Annotated in this window: 15 protein-coding genes; 7 read left to right on the forward strand and 8 right to left on the reverse strand. The window is 65.4% G+C overall.

The window, feature by feature from the left end; translation table 11 throughout:
- Positions 1 to 43: 43 nt before the first annotated feature.
- Together QMG80_RS15295 and QMG80_RS15300 are read right to left on the reverse strand one after the other, a co-directional pair.
- Positions 44 to 1,972 carry a hypothetical protein gene (locus QMG80_RS15295; protein WP_199769014.1) on the reverse strand — a complete coding sequence of 643 codons (1,929 nt, stop codon included), beginning with the start codon at positions 1,970 to 1,972 and terminating at the stop codon, positions 44 to 46.
- A gap of 197 nt (positions 1,973 to 2,169) precedes the next feature.
- Positions 2,170 to 2,412, reverse strand: coding sequence for a hypothetical protein (locus QMG80_RS15300; protein WP_085769964.1), 243 nt, complete (start codon positions 2,410 to 2,412; stop codon positions 2,170 to 2,172).
- A gap of 254 nt (positions 2,413 to 2,666) precedes the next feature.
- On the opposite strand from QMG80_RS15300, the gene QMG80_RS15305 reads away from it, so the two are divergent.
- Entirely contained in the window at positions 2,667 to 4,979 is a 2,313-nt protein-coding gene (locus tag QMG80_RS15305; RefSeq protein WP_158658528.1) for a hybrid sensor histidine kinase/response regulator, read from the forward strand.
- Here the strand turns inward: QMG80_RS15305 and QMG80_RS15310 are convergent.
- The 4 genes from QMG80_RS15310 to QMG80_RS15325 all read right to left on the reverse strand — a co-directional run bounded on the left by QMG80_RS15310 (position 4,976) and on the right by QMG80_RS15325 (position 9,754).
- A complete protein-coding gene (locus QMG80_RS15310) occupies positions 4,976 to 5,347 on the reverse strand; it encodes a YraN family protein (RefSeq protein ID WP_085769966.1) in 372 nt (123 codons plus the stop codon). The genes QMG80_RS15305 and QMG80_RS15310 overlap by 4 nt on opposite strands.
- The gene (locus QMG80_RS15315; protein ID WP_085769967.1) at positions 5,344 to 7,380 is read right to left on the reverse strand and encodes an NAD(+) synthase; all 2,037 of its coding nucleotides are present in this window, start codon (positions 7,378 to 7,380) and stop codon (positions 5,344 to 5,346) included. The genes QMG80_RS15310 and QMG80_RS15315 overlap by 4 nt, the downstream gene beginning before the upstream one ends.
- Positions 7,381 to 7,443: 63 nt before the next feature.
- Positions 7,444 to 8,691, reverse strand: coding sequence for an FAD-dependent oxidoreductase (locus QMG80_RS15320; RefSeq protein ID WP_085769968.1), 1,248 nt, complete (start codon positions 8,689 to 8,691; stop codon positions 7,444 to 7,446).
- A gap of 223 nt (positions 8,692 to 8,914) precedes the next feature.
- Positions 8,915 to 9,754: a tRNA nucleotidyltransferase/poly(A) polymerase-related protein gene (locus QMG80_RS15325; RefSeq protein ID WP_085769969.1), complete on the reverse strand. Its 840-nt coding sequence runs from the start codon at positions 9,752 to 9,754 to the stop codon at positions 8,915 to 8,917.
- A 173-nt stretch (positions 9,755 to 9,927) separates the two neighbouring features.
- Between QMG80_RS15325 and QMG80_RS15330 the strand changes: the two genes are divergently transcribed.
- Together QMG80_RS15330 and QMG80_RS15335 are read left to right on the forward strand one after the other, a co-directional pair.
- A complete protein-coding gene (locus QMG80_RS15330; protein WP_085769970.1) occupies positions 9,928 to 10,506 on the forward strand; it encodes a carbonic anhydrase in 579 nt (192 codons plus the stop codon).
- A gap of 215 nt (positions 10,507 to 10,721) precedes the next feature.
- Positions 10,722 to 11,822, forward strand: a complete 1,101-nt coding sequence (locus tag QMG80_RS15335; protein ID WP_158658529.1) for a hypothetical protein — start codon at positions 10,722 to 10,724, stop codon at positions 11,820 to 11,822.
- Positions 11,823 to 11,895: 73 nt separating this feature from the next.
- Here QMG80_RS15335 and metK read toward each other — a convergent pair whose 3' ends face one another.
- A complete protein-coding gene (gene metK, locus QMG80_RS15340) occupies positions 11,896 to 13,086 on the reverse strand; it encodes a methionine adenosyltransferase (protein WP_085773420.1) in 1,191 nt (396 codons plus the stop codon).
- A 128-nt stretch (positions 13,087 to 13,214) separates the two neighbouring features.
- The gene (locus tag QMG80_RS15345; RefSeq protein WP_085769972.1) at positions 13,215 to 14,204 is read right to left on the reverse strand and encodes a TonB family protein; all 990 of its coding nucleotides are present in this window, start codon (positions 14,202 to 14,204) and stop codon (positions 13,215 to 13,217) included.
- A 209-nt stretch (positions 14,205 to 14,413) separates the two neighbouring features.
- Between QMG80_RS15345 and mutS the strand changes: the two genes are divergently transcribed.
- From mutS to hisB, 4 genes are all read left to right on the forward strand, one after another.
- Positions 14,414 to 17,122, forward strand: coding sequence for a DNA mismatch repair protein MutS (mutS, locus tag QMG80_RS15350; RefSeq protein WP_425351450.1), 2,709 nt, complete (start codon positions 14,414 to 14,416; stop codon positions 17,120 to 17,122).
- Positions 17,123 to 17,612: 490 nt separating this feature from the next.
- Positions 17,613 to 18,485 (forward strand): outer membrane protein, encoded by an 873-nt coding sequence (locus tag QMG80_RS15355; RefSeq protein WP_085769973.1) that lies wholly within the window; start codon positions 17,613 to 17,615, stop codon positions 18,483 to 18,485.
- 324 nt (positions 18,486 to 18,809) lie between these two features.
- Positions 18,810 to 19,667, forward strand: a complete 858-nt coding sequence (locus QMG80_RS15360) for an outer membrane protein (RefSeq protein WP_085769974.1) — start codon at positions 18,810 to 18,812, stop codon at positions 19,665 to 19,667.
- A 267-nt stretch (positions 19,668 to 19,934) separates the two neighbouring features.
- Entirely contained in the window at positions 19,935 to 20,525 is a 591-nt protein-coding gene (hisB, locus tag QMG80_RS15365; protein WP_085769975.1) for an imidazoleglycerol-phosphate dehydratase HisB, read from the forward strand.
- Positions 20,526 to 20,532: the final 7 nt, after the last annotated feature.

The raw sequence follows: 20,532 nt of genomic DNA on the forward strand, positions 1-20,532 counted from the left end.
TCGCTCCGCTGGACGCGCGCCGCGCCGCCGAGGCACGAAAAAACTAAGGAACTCCGGTGCCTTGAGGCCCGATGTTTCCGACCCACACCCAAGCCCCGCTCGAGCTTGCTTCATACAGGGCTGTCCCCGCCAGGGCGGAACCGGCGCCGCCATTAGCACCGGGATTGGTGCCGACCACCTGATATTGGGTCCCTGTCGCCGAGGTCGGGAAACCACCCGGCGAGAGGGAGTAGAGGGAGCTATTCACAACGTTGGCGAAGTAAAAACTGCCGGGGTTCGCGGTGGCGATTTCCGTCCATCCGGAGCTTGTATTCTCATACAGCCCCAAGTTGCCGTAATTGTAGTACAGGCTTCCAAACGGCAAGCTCGTGCTCGTCGGCGCCCCGTTGCCTTCATAGACCGCCACCGTGCTGCCGCCCGCCCCGGTTGGGCCCGTGGCGCCGGTCGGACCCGTGGGGCCTGTCGGTCCCCCTGCGCCTGTCGGACCCGTTGGGCCGGTCGGCCCCCCTAAGCCTGTCGGACCCGTTGGGCCTGTCGGTCCCCCTGCGCCTGTCGGACCCGTTGGGCCGGTCGGCCCCCCTACGCCTGTCGGACCCGTTGGGCCGGTCGGCCCCCCTGCGCCTGCCGGACCCGTTGGGCCGGTCGGACCCCCTAAGCCTGTCGGACCCGTTGGGCCGGTCGGACCCCCTACGCCTGTCGGACCCGTTGGGCCGGTCGGCCCCCCCGCGCCTGTCGGACCCGTTGGGCCGGTCGGACCCCCTGCGCCCGTCGGACCCGTAGGGCCTGTCGGGCCGGTCGGACCCGTGGCGCCCGTAGCCCCTGCCCTTGAACTCGAACTTTGCAGCACCTGCGCGACCACGAAATTCTGCACGTTGCGCTGCAGATTTGGCCGCGGGACAAACGACGCCGCCTGATGTTCTTCACCCAGGAAGATCGGCGGATCGTCCTCGCGGTGACGATGGATCAGCGTCTTGTCGTCGCCGAAATAGACCTTCAGGCCGGCCATGACCGAGCGGAAGTTGTGCTGGCCGACGTTGCCTTCGACGAAAACAGCGAGATTATGGTAAGCGGCATAGGGCAATTGGAATTCGGTCTTCGCAGTGGCGATATGAATGCCCTGCGTGTAGCGATGGCCCGCGCTCACGCGCCAGTCCTCGGTCGGGTAGAGCGCGAGGTCGATCTGATCGAAGGGACGATTCTTGCGCCCGGCGGCGCCGAAGTCCCAAAGCCAATTGTTACGCGGCCCGCCGGTCTCCCAGCCCCCGACGCCTTCGATCGAGACCGGGCCGAGATAGGCCTCCATCGTGCCGCCGGCCTTGACGTAAGCCCGACTAGCCGGAATGAACGGGCTGCTGGCGGAGGTGTTTTCCGCGAAGCTGCCATAGAGGCCTATGAGGCCGATCGCCGGATTGCGCCAGAAGGCGTGACCGGCGGCGCCATAGAAAGCCGTCGATCCCACCCCGCCGGTGATGGCGTCGAGCTGCGCGCCAAAGGAGCGGCCGAGAGGCACGGTGAAGGCCCCGGCGGCGTAGCCAGCGCCATGCCCTGTGTCGTAGCCCGCGGCGCCTTCCAACTTGCCGTTCGGCCGCGACACCGCCGGAAGATCCCATGCCGGCACGACCAGCGCGACGGGAGCTGCGAGCGGAGGCGACGTAAGGGCCATCCCCGTGACCGGAACAGCAGCGACCGGCGCCGGCGCGGGGCTTGCGATCACGACGGGCGGCGGCTCGACCGGCCGCGCGCCGCGCTGCTGCTGCGCAAGCTTGCGGCGCGCTTCCGCAAGCTCGGCGCGCATGCGTTCGTTCTCGGTCTTGGTCCGAGCGTTCTCCTCACGCAGCTTTTGTTGATTGGCCTTGAGCTCCAGCAGCATCTGATAGAGCTCGGCGTTGCTCGGCGCCTGCTGGGCGTGGACGGGAGCCACAGCCGCAAGCAGCGCGACAGACGCCACACTCGCGTTAAGTCTCTTGCGCATGAAACAGGCTCCGCGAGATTCGAACGATTAGACCGCTTGACACTACTGGAGCTCGCTCTGCTGTTAAATGCTAGAAAGCGCAAAATGCGATGTCCGACTCGCTTTTCCCGGCGCCTGTGGCGCCTCAGCAACAGAAGGGCCGCTTAAATCCCTTTGGCCGCTCGACCCGGCGCCCTCGCTGTGTGGCGAGCGACGCGTCACCTCGGATGCTCGTCTCGCCACTTGCGCACCGTCGCCAGCGTGTCGACGCTGTGGCTATGCGAATTCTCGTCCAAATAGACGTAAAGGATCCCGCCGTCCGGCGCGATGACATATGAGAGGCGTTCCGCGAAGACCGCGCCTTTCAAAGGAACATTGAACGCAGCGTCATAGGCCCAATCACCTTGAAATCGGGATCGGCGCGGACCTGGTTCGGCGCTCTTCGCTAACGAACGCCGCAAGACTGAGTACAATTCCTAATTGCCTTTCCTGGGTAGCTTCCTGAAGGTGCCGCGTTGGCCAGGATCCTCGTTCATAAAGAATCTTCTTTTCGAGACCATGCTGATCGATGGCGATCGGCATGACGCGGGCGAAGGGCGCAGACGCTTTGCCCGCGGCAGGAGAGGTCGGCGCTGCAGTCATATCGGCGCCAGAGTTCTCGATGAGAGAGGCGTCCGGGGCTGGCTCGATCCGAGGTTCAAGGCGTCATCAGACCATGACCATGTTCCCCAACGAACCGTCCTTCTTCAAAGCCTTGGCGGACGGCAGCCCGTTGTTCATCCTCATGTGCGACCTGAGCTTCCGGCCCTTCTACGTGAACGCGGCCGGACGTCGTCTCGTGGGGCTCGACGACCACCGGCGTTTCGTCGAAACGCCGGTGCAGGCGTTGTTTTTTCCCGAGGATCAGGATTTCATCCTGAATGAGTTTTTGCCGCGCGTCCTCAGGGAAGGCCGAGCCGAAACCGAAACGCGCTTCCGGCGCCTCGATACCGGCGAAGCGATCTGGATGATCCACGACGCCTTTCTCCTTTTCGACTCTGAGGGAGAGCCTGTCGGCCTTGCAACGCAGAGCCGCGACATCACTGAGCGCAAGCGCAGTCAGCAGGCGTTGCAGCAAAAAACCATGCTCTTGCAGGGGATCATCGAATCGATGCCGGATCCGATATTCGCCAAGGATGTCGAATGTCGAATGCTCATGGCCAATTCTGCGACGCTGGAGACGATCGGCAAATCGGCCGCTGAGGTGCTGGGGCGCAGCGAGGCGGAATGGCGCCACGATCCGCAAGAGGTCGCGCGCATACAGGCCAATGATCGGCGGATCATGAATGGAGGCCAGGCGGAGACGTTCGAGGAAGCCTTCACGACACCGGGCAAGCCGGCTCGCATCTTTCGCGCGACAAAAAGTCCCTTGCGCGACGCGGCGGGCGCCGTGGTCGGCGTCGTCGGCGTCGCGCGCGACGTCACGGCGCTGAAGGAGGCGGAGGCGGCTTTGCGCGCCAGCGAGGAACGTCTTCGCGCTCTCCTGACCGCGAGCTCCGAAACCATCTACAGCATGAGTCCGGACTGGAAAAAGATCCGCCTTCAGGGGCGCGACCTTCTCGAGGAAGCCGAGACCGAAGAATGGCTGGAGAAATACATTCCGGACGAGGATCGGGCCATGGTTCTCGGAGTCATAGCGGAAGCGATCCGGACCAAAAGCATCTTCCAGCTGGAGCATCGCGTCCGGCTGGCGGACGGAGAGATCGGATGGACATCCTCGCGCGCCGTGCCGATTCTAAACGAGCAGGGCGAGATCTCCGAGTGGTTCGGCGCCGCCAGCGACATCACCATTCGCAAGCGCTCGGAGACGGCACTGCGCGATGCCGACATGCGCAAGAACGAATTCATCGCAACGCTCGCCCACGAGCTACGCAATCCACTCGCGCCGATCCACAACGCCGCGCTCGTCTTGCAGAGGAGGCGTGCTCCCGACGATCCCGACTCCGTGCTCGTGGATATGATCCAACGTCAGACCGACCATCTCGTCCGGCTTGTCGACGACCTGCTCGTGATCAGCCGCATTCGATACGGCAAGATCGAGCTGCGAAAAGAGAAGACCGACATGGTGGCGATCGTGCGCGACGCCTTGATGTCCTGTCGGCCGCTGATCGAAAAAAAGACCCATCGCGTGAAAACGAAGGTAGCGAGCGCGCCGCTGTGGGTGTTCGGCGACGCGGTGCGCCTGACGCAGATCGCGGTAAATCTGATCGACAACGCAGTGAAATACACGCCGCCCGACGGGTTGATCGAGATCGAAGCGGCGCTCGAAGCCGACGAGATCGTCTTTCGCGTGCGTGACAATGGCGTCGGTCTCGCCGCCGAGACGCTGTCACAGGTGTTCGAACTCTTTATGCAAGTTCGGGACGGCGCGGACTCGCCGCAAGGCGGTCTTGGCATCGGCCTCGCTTTGGCGCGCAAGCTTGTCGAGCTGCACGGGGGGCGCATTGAGGCGCATAGCCCAGGGCCCCGATGCGGGAGCGAATTCGTCGTTCGATTGCCGCAGTGGGACGGCCCGACGACCCAATCTTCTGAAAATATGAGGGCGGCGGCGCCAAAGCGCAGCGACGCCGATCGGTGGGCGCGCGTTCTCGTCATCGACGACGATCGCGAGACTTGCGGAAGCTTCTCCTTTCTGCTGGAGAGCTTAGGAACGATCGTTCGTGTCGCTCGCGACGGCCATTCCGGAATCGCCGCTATCGACGACTTCAGGCCTGACGCGATCTTCTGCGACATCGGCATGTCCGGGCTCGACGGCTACGAGACGGCGCGTCGCATTCGAGCCGCGCATGGTCATGAGCTTCTTCTCATTGCGCTGACAGGTTGGGGACGGACGGAAGATCGACGCCGCGCGCGGCAAGCCGGCTTCGACGCGCATCTGACGAAGCCGGCGTCGATCGACGCCGTCGAGGCGGTCCTCTCACGGATCAGCCCCGTTCCTCCGCCCAAGCTCATCGCCGACGGGCTCCTGCGCGCGCCCTATTCAGGTTAGGGCGATGTCGCTCGTTCGAGGCTCATCACATCCTCGACATGCTGCGGCAAGCGTCCCGGCGCGACGAAGATCGCGTCGGCGCGCAGCGTATAGCGCGCCGCCCAAGGATTGAGGCTGAGCCAGCGCGCGACGGCCACGCGCAGACGACGCTGTTTTTGCGGCGTGATCGCGATGAGCGCCGCATCCATCTCGGCGCGCGCCTTCACCTCCACGAAGGCGACGACGTCGCCCCGCCGCGCGACGATGTCGATCTCGCCGCCCTTGACGCGATAGCGACGCGCCAGAATCTTGTAGAGCTTCAGCCGCAGCCAGACCCTTGCGAGCGTCTCGGCGCGCGCGCCGAAGTCGAGCCCGTTGCCCCCCGTCACGGGATGCGCTCGAGATCGGCAAGCCAGGCGGTGGCGTCAGAGTCGCTCGGCGCGCGCCAATCCCCGCGCGGCGAGAGCGACCCGCCGGAGGAGACCTTCGGGCCGTTGGGCAAGGCGCTACGCTTGAATTGGCTCGTCTGGAAAAAACGGCGCAGAAACACGCCGAGCCAGCGCTTGATGTCCGGCAGATCATAGGCGACGCGCTTATCGGCGGCGATGCCGGCGGGCCAGCGCCCCGCGCCGGCGTCGCGCCAAGCGTGATAGGCGAGGAAAGCAATCTTGGCGGGCGAGAAGCCGTAACGCGTCGCATAGAACAGATTGAAATCCTGCAGCGCATAGGGCCCGACGAAATCCTCGGTGCGCTGCGGCGCGCCCGCTCCCGACGGCACCAGCTCAGGGGAGATCTCGGTTTCCAATATGTCGTGCAGCGCCGCGACGGTCCCCGCGCCATAGCGCGCCTCGCGCGCGCACCAGCGAATGAGATGCTGAATCAGCGTCTTGGGGACGGAGGCGTTGACGTTGTAATGCGACATCTGATCGCCGACGCCATAGGTGCACCAGCCGAGCGCGAGCTCGGAAAGGTCGCCCGTGCCGAGAACGAGCGCCTCATGACGATTGGCGAGACGAAAGAGCAGCGAGGTGCGCGCGCCCGCCTGCACGTTCTCATATGTCAGATCGTAGACGGCCTCGCCCTTCGCCGCCGGATGGCCGATGTCCTCAAGCATGCGCTGACAGGCAGGCGTGACGTCGATCTCCTGCGCCGAGACGCCGAGCGCCCGCATCAGCGCCCAGGCGTTGGCGCGCGTGCGTGCGCTCGTCGCGTATGCAGGTAGCGTGTAGGCGAGCACATTCTCGCGCGGCCAGCCGAGTCGGTCCGTCGCGGTCGCCGCGACGAGCAGCGCCTGCGTCGAGTCGAGTCCGCCCGAAACGCCCATGACGAGCTTTTTCAAGCCGGTCGCGCGCAATCTCTGGACGAGCCCATGCGCCTGGATGTTGAAGGCCTCGAAGCAGAGCTCCGAGAGGCGCGCCTCGTCGTCCGGCACGAAGGGGAAGCGCGGGATTTCGCGAACGAACCCCCAATCCTTCGTTTCCGCGACCAAAGCGAAGCGGATCTCGCGAAAGCGTTTCGTTTTCGCTTCGGCGTCGGCGCAGTCGCCGAAGCTCGTCTGCCGCAACCGCTCGGCGGCGATGCGCCCGAGATCGACGTCGGCGAGGACGAGCGGCGGCTCCTTTGCGAAGCGTTCGGCCTTGGCGAGCTGTACGCCGAGCTCGTAGATCAGCGCCTCGCCGTCCCAGGCGAGATCGGTCGTCGACTCTCCCTCTCCCGCCGCCGAATAAAGATAGGCGGAGAGACAGCGCGCCGATTGGGAGGCGCATAGAGTCTGGCGGACGTCCGACTTGCCGATGATGGCGTTGCTCGCGGAGAGATTGAGCAGCACGCTCGCCCCGGCCATGGCCGCGCGCGCCGAGGGCGGGATCGGCGTCCACAGATCTTCGCAAATCTCCGCGTGGATTGCGAGGTTTGGGAAGTCCTCCGCGACGAAGACGAGGTCCGCCCCGAAGGGCGCGCGGACGCCTGCGACGTCGATCTCCTCGCCCGCGACGTGAACGCCCGGCGCGAAATGCCGCTTCTCGTAGAACTCGCGATAGCCCGGCAAATAGCTTTTTGGCGCGACGCCGAGGATCGTCCCGCGCAGCATCAGCACCGCGCAATTATAGAGCCGCGCCTTGTGACGCAGCGGCGCGCCGACGGCGAGGATGAGGTTGAGGTTCTTGGAGGCCTCAAGCAGATCGGCGAGGGCCGTCTCGACAGCCTCGAGCAGCGCGTCCTGCTGCAAGAGATCGTCGATGGCGTAAGCCGAGAGGCCCAGCTCCGGGAACAGCGCGAGCGAGGCGCCCTGCTCCGCCGCCCGCTTCGCCATCGCGAGCGTTTCCGCCGCATTGGCGCGCGGGTTGGCGATGGCGACGCGCGGCGCGCAGACGGCTGCGCGCAGGAACCCATGCGTGTGTAAACTGAAGAAGGGGTGCGACATGGGGTAGATATAGGCGCTTGCGGAAGATTGCTTAAGCGGCGGCAATCGGGGCGGCCCAGCGCCTCACCCCGGCCCTCGCCCCGTAGGCGGCGCCTCAGGCGACCGGATGTGCTCCGGGCGGACGCCGAGACCGATGAGCCGCGCGGGAAGTCGGCGCAAAAGCGGAAAGTCCCGCAAGAACCGCAGCGGAAGCGGAAGGGTCCCGATCTCCGCGCCTCCCAGGACCGTGCCGATAATCCGGTTCTGGATGAAGCGCTGCACGGACTGCGTTACGCCCACAGGCCATTCGCGTCGCCGCTGCACGGCGGCAAGCAGATCGGGCCCGACCGGACCGCGCCGTAGCGGCTCCGCCAGAAGATTGGCGGCGGCGACCGCGTCCTGGATCGCGAGATTAACGCCCACGCCGCCGACGGGCGACATGGCGTGCGCCGCGTCGCCGATGAACAAAAGCCCCGGCCGGCTCCAGCAGCGGAGCCGATCCAGCGCGACGGACAGCAGCTTGACGTCGTCCCAGCTTTTGATCGTGTCCACGCGATCGGCAAGGAATGGCGCGGCCCGCGCGATTTCATGGCGCAAAGCCTCTAAGCCCTGACCCTCGAGCGCCTCGCGCCCGCCCTTGGGGATGACGAAGCCGCATTGCCAGTACTCGTTCCGGTCGATGAGAGCCAAGATGTGGCCTTTCGCAAAACGGCCCAAGGGCTCGTGCGGATCATCCTCGCGGCGCGCCAGGCGGAACCAGAGCACGTCCATCGGCGCGCCGAAGTCGATGCGCTCCAGCCCTGCGCTCTCGCGCAGAGTCGAGTGGCGCCCATCGGCGGCGATCGTCAGATCGGCGCGTATGTCGAGCGTCTTTCCGCCTTGCGTCGCGCGCACGCCGACGACGCGGTCGTCTTCGAGAATGAGGTCCTCGGCCGCGGCGCCCATGAGCAGCCGCAAGGAGGGATAGCGCTTCCCCTTCTCCGCCAGGAAATTCAGGAAGTCCCATTGCGGCATGAGCGCGATGAACTTGCAGTGAGTCGGCAGATGCGTGAAATCCGCGACCGGAATCTTTTCCTCGCCGACAAAACCCGTGATCTCGCGCGCCTTGCTGTGCGGAAGCGTCAAGAATTCATCCAGCAGTCCAAGCTCGTAGAAAAGCTCGAGCGTTGAAGGGTGGATGGTGTCGCCGCGAAAGTCGCGGAAAAAATCCGCGTGCTTTTCGAGCAGGACGACATCGACGCCGGCGCGGGCCAGAAGAAAGGCCGCCATCATGCCGGCCGGCCCGCCGCCGACGACGCAGCAGCGAGCGCTGAGAGATTCGTTCGTGCTCAAGTGGCGACCTCCATATCGGACCTAACCTAGCACGTAGCGACAGCGAGAGAGGAGCCCCCTCCCCTGCCCTCGCCCGCCATAGCCCGTCGAATGACGGGCGTCTTTGGACGCCCTATGGCGGGAGAGGGAGTCAGATTCGGGGCGTCATCAACATCTTGCGCAATGCTTACCGCCCCTCTCCCGCGAAGCGGGGGAGGGTACGGGAGGGGGCCGGCGAAGAGACTTAATCCATGCTCTCAGACCAGCGCTCCGACGCGAAGGCGTTTGCGATCGCCTTGGCGCGCAGGGCTGTCGCCTCGGCCCCGGCCGGCTCTGCCACTTGGCGGCAAGCGTCGAGCGCCGCGGCAAGGATCGCCGCTTTCGGATAGGCCTGGCCGGCCCGGCCTTGGTAAGCGCGAAAATCGCAAGCGCACACCGTCATCAAGGCGTCGAAAAGAGAGCGCTCGTCGAAGGCGCCCAATCGCTCAAGCATGGCGGCGACGGGTCCGGCGCGCACGCGTGAGACGCGATGCACGCGCTCGCCTTCGGCGAGCGCCAGCAAGGCGAGGTCCAGGCAGTCTTCGGGCGCCTCAAATCGCGCGCAGATCGCCTCGATGCGCGGGCGCCCGCGCTCGATATGCCCGTAATGCACGGGAAGATGCTCTCGCGGCGAATCCGACTTGCCGACATTCATGACCATGAGCGCGAAACGCACGGGGAGCGGGGCGCCGCAGAGCGCCGCCTCCGACAGCGCGTTCATGAGGAGCTCGCCGAGATCCGCGTTCACGTCGCCTTCCGCGATCTGCGGCACGCCAAACAGCGCCTCAACCTCGGGAAGCAGACGGCGGAGAGCCCCGCAGTCGCGCAGCAATTGCATCGATCGCGCAGGCGCGCGCGCCATCAGACATTCGGCGATTTCGGGCCAGGCTCGCGAGGGGGACAGCGCTTCCAGGGCGCCGGCTTCAACGCGCTCCCGCCAGAACTCGAGTTCGACGAAATCGGCTTCCGACGGCGCGCGGCCGACGCGCGCCGCGGCTCGAAGCAGCGCAAGCCCCGTGTGATCGCGATCGGAGAAAGAGGTCATTGCGGCATCGGCAAGCAATACGGGGACCACTAGCGGAAACGCCCGCCGGCGATCAATTTGGGAGAAACGCAGCGCGGGTGTGACTAAGTCCGGTGGACGAACGCCAAAGCGACGCTAAATCCTCCCCGGCCCAAAAAGCTGCGGCGCGAAGGCTGCGGGAGGGGGAGGTCAAAATGTCAGTATTGAACGAAGTGCTGGGCGCCAACGCCAAATATGTCGCCGAATTCGGCAAGAAGGGCGAGCTCGCCCTGCCCCCGGCGCGTCGATTCGCGATCCTCACCTGCATGGACGCGCGGCTCGATCCGGCGAAATACGCCGGGCTTGCGGAGGGCGACGCGCATGTGATCCGCAATGCGGGCGGACGCGCCACCGACGACGCAATCCGCTCGCTCGTGATTTCGCATAAGCTGCTCGGCACCGTGGAATGGTTCGTGATCCATCACACCGATTGCGGCATGGAGCTCTTCTGCGACGAGGTGATGGGCGAGCTTCTCGCCGACAGTCTCGCGACTGCTTCCTTCGACGGCAAGACCTGGTCGAATCCTCAGCACGGCGGCGGCTGCGTGGCCGGCCGTTTCATCAAATGGCACACGATCAAGAAACAAGAAGAAAGCGTCGAGGATGACGTGCGACGCATCCGCCAGCACCCGCTCGCGCCCCGCAATATTCCGATCTACGGCTACATCTATGACGTGAAGAGCGGCCGGCTCGTGGAAGTCCCCGGCGCGACAAACGCCGGCAAGGCGAGCTGAGACGGCCGCGACAGATCTTCTTCGGGAATAGAGACGAAAAGGCCCGCGACAGCGCCGTCGCGGGCCTCTTTTATGTCTGCGCAGATTTAATGGTCGAGCTTGCGCTTAGCTTATAGGCAAAATTCTTCTTGGGCAAAATTCTTCTCGCCGGCGCCTCGGTTGAAGCTCCCTCGCCCTACGATATTTACCTATGCAGAAAAAAGGGAGACGCTCCCATGCAGATCTTTACCGACAACCTCATGGCCACCGCAGGGCTGGACGCCTCTATCGCGAGGGCTGCGATCGGCCATGTGCTGCTGTTTCTGCGCGATCAGGCGCCGCAAGGGCGAGTCGCGAAATATGTCGAGGACACGCCGGAAGCTCAGGAGGCCGTGGCGGCCGCAGAGGCGGCCGAAGACGGCCGTCTCACTCAAGTCATCGAGGGCGTGACGCGCTTTACGGGTCAGGGCCGCGCCGACGTCAATGTCCTCGTCGGCAGGCTTTTGCGGCTCGGGCTCGACGGGAAACAGATCAGAATTCTTATCGACGAAACCCTGTCTCGCGCCGAGGACCTGTTGGGCGTCGAGGGCGTGCGTGAAATTCGAAAAATCCTGCCTGCGCCGCCGCAGCCGCCGAGAATCGTGTCGATCACCGACGCGCCGCAAGCGAAGCGCGCCGAGGGTTCCGACAGGGGTGGGCAGAAATATTGGGTGCGCGAAACCGTGGGCGTCTTCGACGACGAAGAGACGCTCGAGACGGCGGTGGACGAGCTCGATCTCGCCGGCTTCAATGGGGCCGCGATATCCGTGCTTGCAACCGGCGCCAAAACGAAAGGCGGCCTCGGTCGCATCTTCCGCAGCGTCTCGGAGATCGAGGACAGCGGCGACGCGCCGCAAACGGAATTCGTCTCCAGCGACTCGCGTGTGGAAGGAACGGCCGCACTGATTGGCGTTCCCCTCTACATTGGCGGAGCCGCCGGGGTTTGGGCCGTATCCGCCACGGGAGGCTCGCTCGCCTTCGCGCTCGCCTCGGCCGTCGCGCTCGGGGGCATAGGCGCGGGCCTAGGCGCCATTCTCGCGCTCGCTATTCACAGCCGGCATGCCCGGCGTGTCCGGGAACAGCTGAGGCTGGGCGGGCTCGTTCTGTGGGTAAAGACCCCGACCGCCGAGAGCGAAGGGCGGGCTACGCAGATCTTGAGAAATCTCGGAGCGCGCGACGTCCACGTGCATGAGGTTCAGCGCGAGTGGAGCTTCGGCTCCATGCCTCTGACCCACGGACCGTACGACCCCTTCGTCGATCTCCTTCCCGACTCGCAGGCGCACCAGCGTAGCGCTTAAATCCACGCTGCGTTCAGGCGGAGTCGCCTGAACGCATGCGCGTTTGCAGGAAGGCGAGCGTCGCGCCGATCCGTCAGCGGAAGTGCGACTTCAGCGCGTCGACGAGGTCGGTCTTCTCCCAGGAGAAGCCGCCGTCGCCATCAGGCTTGCGGCCGAAATGGCCGTAAGACGAGGTGCGCGCGTAGATGGGCTGATTGAGCTTGAGGTGCTCGCGGATGCCGCGCGGCGTGAGCCGCATGATCTGCGGCAGCACCGCCTCGATCTTGTCCTCCGCGACCTGCCCCGTGCCGTGCAGATCCACATAGATCGACAAAGGCTCGGCGACGCCGATTGCGTAAGCGAGTTGGATCGTCGCGCGGTCGGAGAGACCGGCGGCGACGATGTTCTTGGCGAGATAGCGCGCGGCATAGGCCGCGGAGCGATCGACCTTGGTCGGGTCCTTGCCCGAGAAGGCGCCGCCGCCATGCGGCGCGGCGCCGCCATAGGTGTCGACGATGATCTTGCGGCCCGTGAGGCCGGCGTCGCCGTCGGGACCGCCAATGAAGAACTTGCCGGTCGGATTGACGTGCCAGACTGTCTTGGAGGTCACGAAATCCGCCGGCAGCACGGCTCTGATATAGGGCTCGACGAGCTGGCGCACGTCCTGCGGCGAGAGGTTCTCGTCGGTGTGCTGATGTGAGAGCACGATCTGCGTCGCCTCGACCGGCTTGCCGTTCTCATAGCGCAGCGTCACTTGGCTCTTGGCGTCAGGACCGAGGCCCTTCTCCTTGCCGCTGTGGCGGGCTTTGGCCAGGTCTTCCAGAATCTTATGGGCGTAATAGAGCGGCGCCGGCATCAGCTCCGGGGTCTCGCGCACGGCGTAGCCGAACATGATGCCCTGGTCGCCTGCGCCTTCGTCCTTATTGCCCGCAGCGTCGACGCCCTGCGCGATGTCGGCGGACTGCTCGTGCAGCAGCACCTCGACTTTGGCGTTCTTCCAATGGAAGCCGTCCTGCTCGTAACCGATCGCCTTGATCGCGTCGCGGGCGATGTCCTCCACATGCTCGAAGGCCATGTGCGGCCCGCGCACCTCGCCGGCGATCACGACGCGATTCGTGGTGCAAAGCGTCTCGGCGGCGACGCGGATCGCGTAAGGATCGATTCCGGCCTTCGCGCCCTCACGGAAGAAGGCGTCGACGATCTCGTCGGAAATGCGGTCGCAGACCTTGTCCGGATGGCCCTCGGAAACGGATTCGCTCGTAAAGAGATAGTTCTTGCGCGTCACGTAATTCCTCCGTCCGCGTCGAATTTCTTCCACCCGGCCGGCTTGCCGGAGCAAATGTCCTTTGCCAGCGTGAAAGGACAGCGTCAAGCGCTTCGCCTATGCCGGCCGCGCGCCCCGCGCGCCCTCGATCAATAGTTCCAAACCATGCCGATGCTGGTTCCCGTCGGCGTGGGCGGGAAAGGCTGGGCCCGATGCAGCGCCGCGAGGGCTTCCTGGTCGCGCGACGAGGAGCCGCTGGATTTGCGCAGCGCCTGATGCATCAGATTGCCGTTGGGGTCCACGAAGAAGACGATGCTTCCCGTCTCCTGACGCCCGCCGCCGGGATGGAACTTGCGCAGGATGTAGCCCAAAACGACCGAAAAATAAGTCGGCGCCGCCGTGCCGCCGGAGATCGGCGCGACCTTGGCCGCGCCGCCCAGCCGATAATGCGGAGTCGGCTCGAGCGAGGCGAGGAGCTGCGCCACGGATTTCTGCTTGGGTCCGATCGCCGCCTTCGGGTCCGGCTTGCCGAACATCGACTCGCGCGTCTCCGTCGGCCGGGGAGCCGCCTGCTTGGTGATCTCCGCCTCGCGCTTGTCCTCTTCGGCGGCGTCCGTCGCGCCCTGCTGCTCGCCCGGATCCTGCTGCATCTCCTGCTGAGGCTTCTGCGGCTGCTCCTCCGGCTTCTCGGCCGTGTGCTCGTCGGGCCGCGCCTGCCTTTGGGCCCGCGTTTCCTCGTCGGGGGCCTCGCGTTCGACTTTCTCTTTGTTCTCGGCCCGCGGCGCGTCATAGGCGGGCTTTTCGTCGAGCGTGAGCTTCTGCTTGATCTTCTCCTGCTGCTGCTGCTCGGGGGGCTTTGGCTCCTCCTGGGCCTGTTGCGCGGGGGGCTGCTGCGCCTCGGGCTCGGGCGGCGGCTCCGTGACGACCTCGACCGGGATTTCCTCCTCGACCAGCGCCAGGGGTCGAGAGACCCAATCGACGGCCACGAGCGCGGACAGGAGAAACACGTGAATAAACAGAACGATAGCGAATAATCTCGCCTGCCGCTTGCGCGACGACGGCAGGCGATCGCGCTTCGGACCCTCTTCCGGCGCGGCCGTAAGCCTCTTTAATGTTAGGCTTTGGCTCATGACTGACATGCTAAGATCCCGGTCGCGAGCCTATCCAGAAAATCCCCTCCGGCGCTAGAGCGAATATTCGCAAAAGATGACGGGCCTTTGTGACAAAGCGCCCGGGTTTGGGGAGCGTGCCCGCTCTGCTTATTGGTCTGGGCGCCCCAATAGGGCTTCGCGCTTATTGGAGTGGGCTCGCGGTGGCTTCGCACGGCGAAGCTTGCTAGCGTGAGCATATGGATCGGCCCGCAAAATGTCCGCAGGATGGCGAGGCCGGCGCAAGCCGCGACGGCGCGTCGGTCAAAACGGCGACGCCGATGATCTCGCAATACGTCGAGATCAAGGCCGCGAACCCGGACTCCCTGCTCTTCTACCGCATGGGCGACTTTTACGAGCTGTTCTTCGAGGACGCCGCCGTCGCCGCGCGCGCGCTCGGCATCATGCTGACGAAACGCGGCAAGCACCTCGGCGAGGATATCCCCATGTGCGGCGTGCCGGTCGAGCGCGCCAACGATTATCTGCAAAAGCTCATCGCGCTCGGTCACCGGGTCGCCGTCTGCGAGCAGCTCGAAGACCCCGCCGAAGCCAAGAAACGCGGGGCCAAGTCGGTCGTGCGCCGCGACGTCGTGCGTTTGGTCACGCCCGGCACGATCACCGAGGACGCCCTGCTCGATCCGGGAAGGCCCAACGCCTTCGCCGCGCTGTCCCGCCTTCGCGCCAAGGACGGCGGCTGGCGCTGGGGCTTTGCGAGCGTGGACATCTCCACGGGCGCCTTCACGGTGGGCGAACGCGCCGAAGCGGAGCTCGTCTCCGCGCTCTGCCGCCAGGAGCCGCGGGAGATCGTCCTGGCGGAAGAGCTATCGCGCGAGCCCGGCCTGCGCGCGCTCCTTCAAGGCTGCGCAGCGCCGTTAAGTCCAGTCGGCCGGGAGGCGCTGGCGGGGGCGGCGGCCGAGCGGCGCCTCATGGATTTCTTCCGCGTCTCGACGCTGGAAGGCTTCGGGGCGCTCTCCGCGGCGGAGATCGCCGCGGCCGCGCTCGCCATCCATTACGTCGAGCGCACGCAGCGCGGCGAGCGCCCCGCCTTGTCGCCGCCGACGAGCCTCCGCGACAGCCCGATCCTCGAGATCGACGCGGCGACGCGCGCCAATCTCGAAATTGCGCAAACGCTCTCCGGAAGCCGCGAAGGCTCGCTCATCGAGGCTATCGATCTGACCGTGACGCCCGCAGGCGCGCGGGCTTTCGCCGAGCGGCTCGGCGCCCCGTCGACCGAGCCGGCCGAGATCGGTGCGCGCCTCGACGCGGTGGCATTCTTTCTCGAAGCGGCGCGGGCGCGCGAAGGGCTGCGGGAGCGGCTCGCGCGCGCGCCGGACCTCGTGCGCGCGCTGGCGCGGCTCTCCTTGCAACGCGGCGGCCCCCGCGATCTCGCGGGCCTGGCCGCCGGCCTTTGCGTCGCCCGAGAAATCGCGGCGTTCCTCTCGAGCGCCGACGCGACGCTCCCGCCGCCGCCGCATGTGGCCCGCGAGCTTGCGGCGCTCGCCGCCGCCGACGCCGCGCTCGAGCGTCGATTGAAGGAGAGCCTCGTTCCCGAACCGCCCGCCGATCGACGCGCTGGCGGCTTCATCGCTCAGGGCGTCGACGCCGAGCTCGACGAGGCGCGCGGCCTGCGCGACGAAAGCCGCCGCGTCGTCGCGGGATTTCAATCCCAATATGCGGAAGCCGCGGGTGTGCGGCAGCTCAAGGTCAAGCACAATAATTTCCTCGGTTTCTTCGTCGAGGTTCCGCAGGCCCAGGGCGAGCGCCTGTTGAAGGCGCCGCTCGACCAGCTGTTCACGCATCGCCAGACAATGGCGGACGCGATGCGCTTTACGACGCGCGAGCTCGTCGAGCTCGACCAGAAAATCGCGCAGGCGAGCGATCGCGCTCAGGCCCGCGAGGAGGCGCTGTTTGCGGCCCTGAGCGAGGAGGTCCTCGCGCAGACGGCGGAAATTCGCCGCATCGCGCAAGCCTTCGCGACGCTCGACGGGATCGCCGCGCTGGCCGAGATCGCCGCGCGGCGCGACTGGGTCCGGCCCACGGTCGACGCTTCGCTCGACTTCGAGATCGAGGGGGGCCGCCATCCGGTGGTGGAGGCGGCGCTGAAGGCGAACGGCAAGCTCTTCGCCCCCAACGACTGCGCGCTTTCGGGCGGCAAGATCGCCGTGGTCACCGGCCCCAACATGGCCGGTAAATCCACTTTCCTGCGCCAGAATGCGCTCATCGCGCTGCTCGCCCAGGCGGGCTCCTATGTGCCCGCCGAGAAAGCCCGCATCGGGGTCGTCGACCGGCTCTTCTCCCGCGTCGGGGCCTCCGACGATCTTGCGCGCGGCCGCTCGACCTTCATGGTCGAGATGGTCGAGACGGCGGCGATTCTCAATAGCGCCGGGCCGCGCGCGCTCGTCATCCTCGACGAGATCGGGCGCGGCACGGCGACTTTCGACGGCTTGTCGATCGCCTGGGCGACGATCGAGCATCTTTGCGCGACGAACCGCTCGCGGGCGCTGTTCGCCACACATTTCCACGAGCTGACGAGGCTCGCCAAACGCCTGCCGAGCCTCGTCAATCTGACGATGAAGGTCTCCGAGCGCTCGGGCGAGATCGTCTTCCTGCACGAGGTCGTCCCCGGCGCGGCGGATCGCTCCTATGGCGTGCATGTCGCGGAGCTCGCCGGTCTGCCAAAGAGCGTCGTTTCGCGCGCGCATGAGATCCTGAGCGAGCTCGAAGCGCAGGATCGGCGCGCGCCGATTGAAAAGATGATCGACGATCTGCCCTTGTTCTCGCACCGGCCGCCGACGCCCGAGCGCAAGGACCCGCTGCGCCTGGCGCTTGCGGCGATCGAGCCCGACACGCTGACGCCCCGGGAGGCGCTCACCCTTCTTTATGAATTGAAAGATAAGGCAAAGCTCTAGAACTGATTTTCCGAGGATCTGCATTTCTCGCCCGAAGCATTCCATATCTCTACGCTCAGGCCAACACCAACAACAACTGGAACAACAACGGCTGGGGCTGGGGTTGGGGCGGCAACTGGAATAACCCCAATGTGCAGCTCAATCTCGTCCGCGCCGGCGTGAACTACCACTTCAACTGGGCGGCTCCCGCCCCCGTGCTCGCCAAGTTCTAAAGCGCGCGATCACAGCGTGATCTGAGTCGCGGGCGAACCTGCCGCTCCCCGCCCGTTCAAGAGCCTGGCCTCGTTTCGAGGCGAGGTTTTTTGGACGGCACACACAATCCAGACAAAAACTGTTGCAGAAATAGCACACCTCTAGAGAAAACAACGGCCATCGTGTTTCCCCCATTGAAGATGGCAGTCATTCCTGCGCATGGTTTCCCCGAAGCGTCGTGGGGGAAAGACCCAAGGCGCCGGAGATTTTAACCGCCCTTTCCGTAGAGGAGGCGAACATGAAAAAGGTTGCTGCTATTTCCGCCATCGCCCTGGCGATGGGCATGGGCTCGGCGCTCGCCGCCGATCTCCCCTCCCGCAAGGCCCCGGTCTATGTGCCGCCGCCGCCCCCGCTGACCTGGAACGGCTTCTACGCCGGTCTGAACATTGGCGGCGCCTGGAACTCCAACAGCCCCAACAACGAGGTCTCGGCCTATTGGGATCCGCGGCTTCCCTTCGGGTCCAGCTTCACGGCTCCTGGCTTTGGCACCACCCCGAACTTGTTCTTCCTGCCCAATAGCGGCAACAACAACGGCGGCAATGCCGGCGTCGTCGGCGGCCTGCAGGTTGGCTACAACTTCCAGTTCAACCCGTCGATCGTGGTCGGCGTCGAGACCGACTTCCAGGGCTCGAGCCTCAGCAGCAACGGCGGCAACAACTACCAGCTCTTCCCGTCGCCCTACGTTGCGGGGTTGGGCACCGTCCCGGCTGGCATTGGCAGCCCCGGCGTCCTGGTTCCGGTCGCGGCGATCAACGGCAGCAACCTGGCCCTGAACTACCTCGGCACGGTGCGCGGCCGCGCCGGCTGGCTGTTCACGCCCACCCTGCTTGTCTACGGCACGGCGGGCTTCGCTTATGGCGGCGTCCAGGCCTGGGGCCAGAACAACCTCCGCACCGGCTGGACCGCCGGCGGCGGTCTCGAGTGGATGTTCGCGCCGAACTGGTCGGCCAAGATCGAGTATCTCTACGCCGACCTCAGCAGCGGCGGACAGAACGGCGGCTCCGGCTGGAACTGGGGCTATCACTTCCACCCCCAGCTCAACATCGTCCGCGCCGGCGTGAACTATCACTTCAACTGGGCGGCCCCCGCTCCGGTTCTCGCCAAATACTGAGCGGCTTCAACAGCCTCAAAGCAGAAAGCCCGGCCTCGCGCCGGGCTTTCTCGATTCTTGGAAACCATCAAAGGAGATGATCGGCGCCTCGACCCACGAGTGAGTGGTTAACGAGTTCCTACATGCCGTGCATAATTTCAGAGCAAGCACTGTTGCAAAAATAGCACACCCTTTAGGAAAGTAGCTCAACATGTATCTTTGTATTGGAATTGATAACAACTCATGGATAAGGTGCCTCATCGAATTCGTCGCGGGATCGTCCGGTTCCTATCGAAGATTTGCGTCACTCCTGACGTATTCCGCAACGTGCTACAGGAGGCGAATATGAAAAAGCTTGCCGCTATTTCCGCCATCGCTCTGGCGATGGGCATGGGCTCGGCGCTCGCCGCCGATCTCCCCTCTCGCAAGGCTCCGCCGGTCTATGTGCCGCCGCCGCCCATGCTGACCTGGAACGGGTTCTACGCCGGTCTGAACATCGGCGGCGGATGGAACGCCAACAACCCGCGCAACGAGGGCTCGGCCTATTGGGATCCGAACTACACCTTCGGCGGCCCCGGCGTCCTGCCGAACGCAGCCACCTCCTCGAACCTGTTCTTCCTGCCTAACGGCAATCAGACGGGCAATGCGGGCGGCGTCATCGGCGGCCTGCAGGTCGGCTATAACTTCCAGTTCAACCCGTCGATCGTGGTCGGCGTCGAGACCGACTTCCAGGGCTCGAGCCTCGGCGGCAACGGCCCGGGTAACTACTCGATCTACCCGTCGCCTTTCGTCAACCCCACCAGCGGCGCGCTCAACGACGTTCTGGTCCCGGTCGCGGCGATCAACGGCGGCCGCCTCGGCCTCGACTACATCGGCACGGTGCGCGGCCGCGCCGGCTGGCTGTTCACGCCCACTCTGCTCGTCTATGGCACGGCGGGCTTCGCTTATGGCGGCGTGAGCGCCTGGGGCCAGAGCAACATCCGCACCGGCTGGACCGCCGGCGGCGGCCTCGAGTGGATGTTCGCGCCGAACTGGTCGGCCAAGGTCGAGTATCTCTATGCCGACCTCAGCAGCGGCGGACAGAACGGCGGCTTTGGCTGGAACTGGGGCTATCGCTTCCACCCGCAGGTCAACATCGTCCGCGCCGGTGTGAACTATCACTTCAACTGGGCGGCCCCCGCTCCGGTTCTCGCCAAATACTGAGCGGCTTCAACAGCCTCAAAGTAGAAAGCCCGGCCTCACGCCGGGCTTTCTCGATTCTCGACGTCCCCGCTCCTTTTCCGGCTTGGGTGGCGCGGCCGCGCCGAAGTTGATAAAACCCGCCGGCCTCTCACCTCTAGAGCGCGGCGCGAAATAGTTGGAACCGGCTTCTCGCCGAAAGCGCGCTCTAAATTTTTGGAATCGACCACGTTTTCCGCCTGAGAGCGACACCGCTCGAGACGCAGCGTGATCCAACCGGGAACCCCGCCCATGCGCGCCAGCGCGATCGAGCGCAACACCTCCGAGACGAAAATCTCCGTCTCGCTCGACCTGGACGGATTGGGCGCGGCGCGGATTTCCACGGGCGTCGGCTTTTTCGACCACATGCTCGACCAGATCGCCCGGCATGCGCCTCTCGATCTCGAAGTCGCCGCCAGGGGCGATCTCCATATCGACGCACATCACACAGTCGAGGACGTGGGCATCACTTTCGGCCAGGCGGCCGACAAGGCGCTCGGCGAACGCAAGGGCATCGCGCGTTACGGGGACGCCCATGTGCCGCTCGACGAGGCGTTGACGCGCGTCGTCGTGGACGTTTCGGGCCGGCCCTATCTCGTTTACGGCCTGAAATTCCCCAGTCAGAAGATCGGCGAATTCGACACCGAGCTCGTGCGCGAGTTCTTTCAGGCGGTTGCGGTCCACGCGGGCATAGGCTTGCACATCGAAAGCCTCGCCGGCGCTAACAGCCATCACGTCGCCGAGAGCGCCTTCAAGGGATTCGCGCGCGCCTTCGGCAAGGCCGTGGCGCTCGACCCTCGCCGCTTGGGCGTTCCTTCAACGAAGGGCGCCCTGACGAAGTGAGGAAGGC

The organism is Methylocystis bryophila (genome assembly GCF_027925445.1).
GTDB lineage: Bacteria > Pseudomonadota > Alphaproteobacteria > Rhizobiales > Beijerinckiaceae > Methylocystis > Methylocystis bryophila.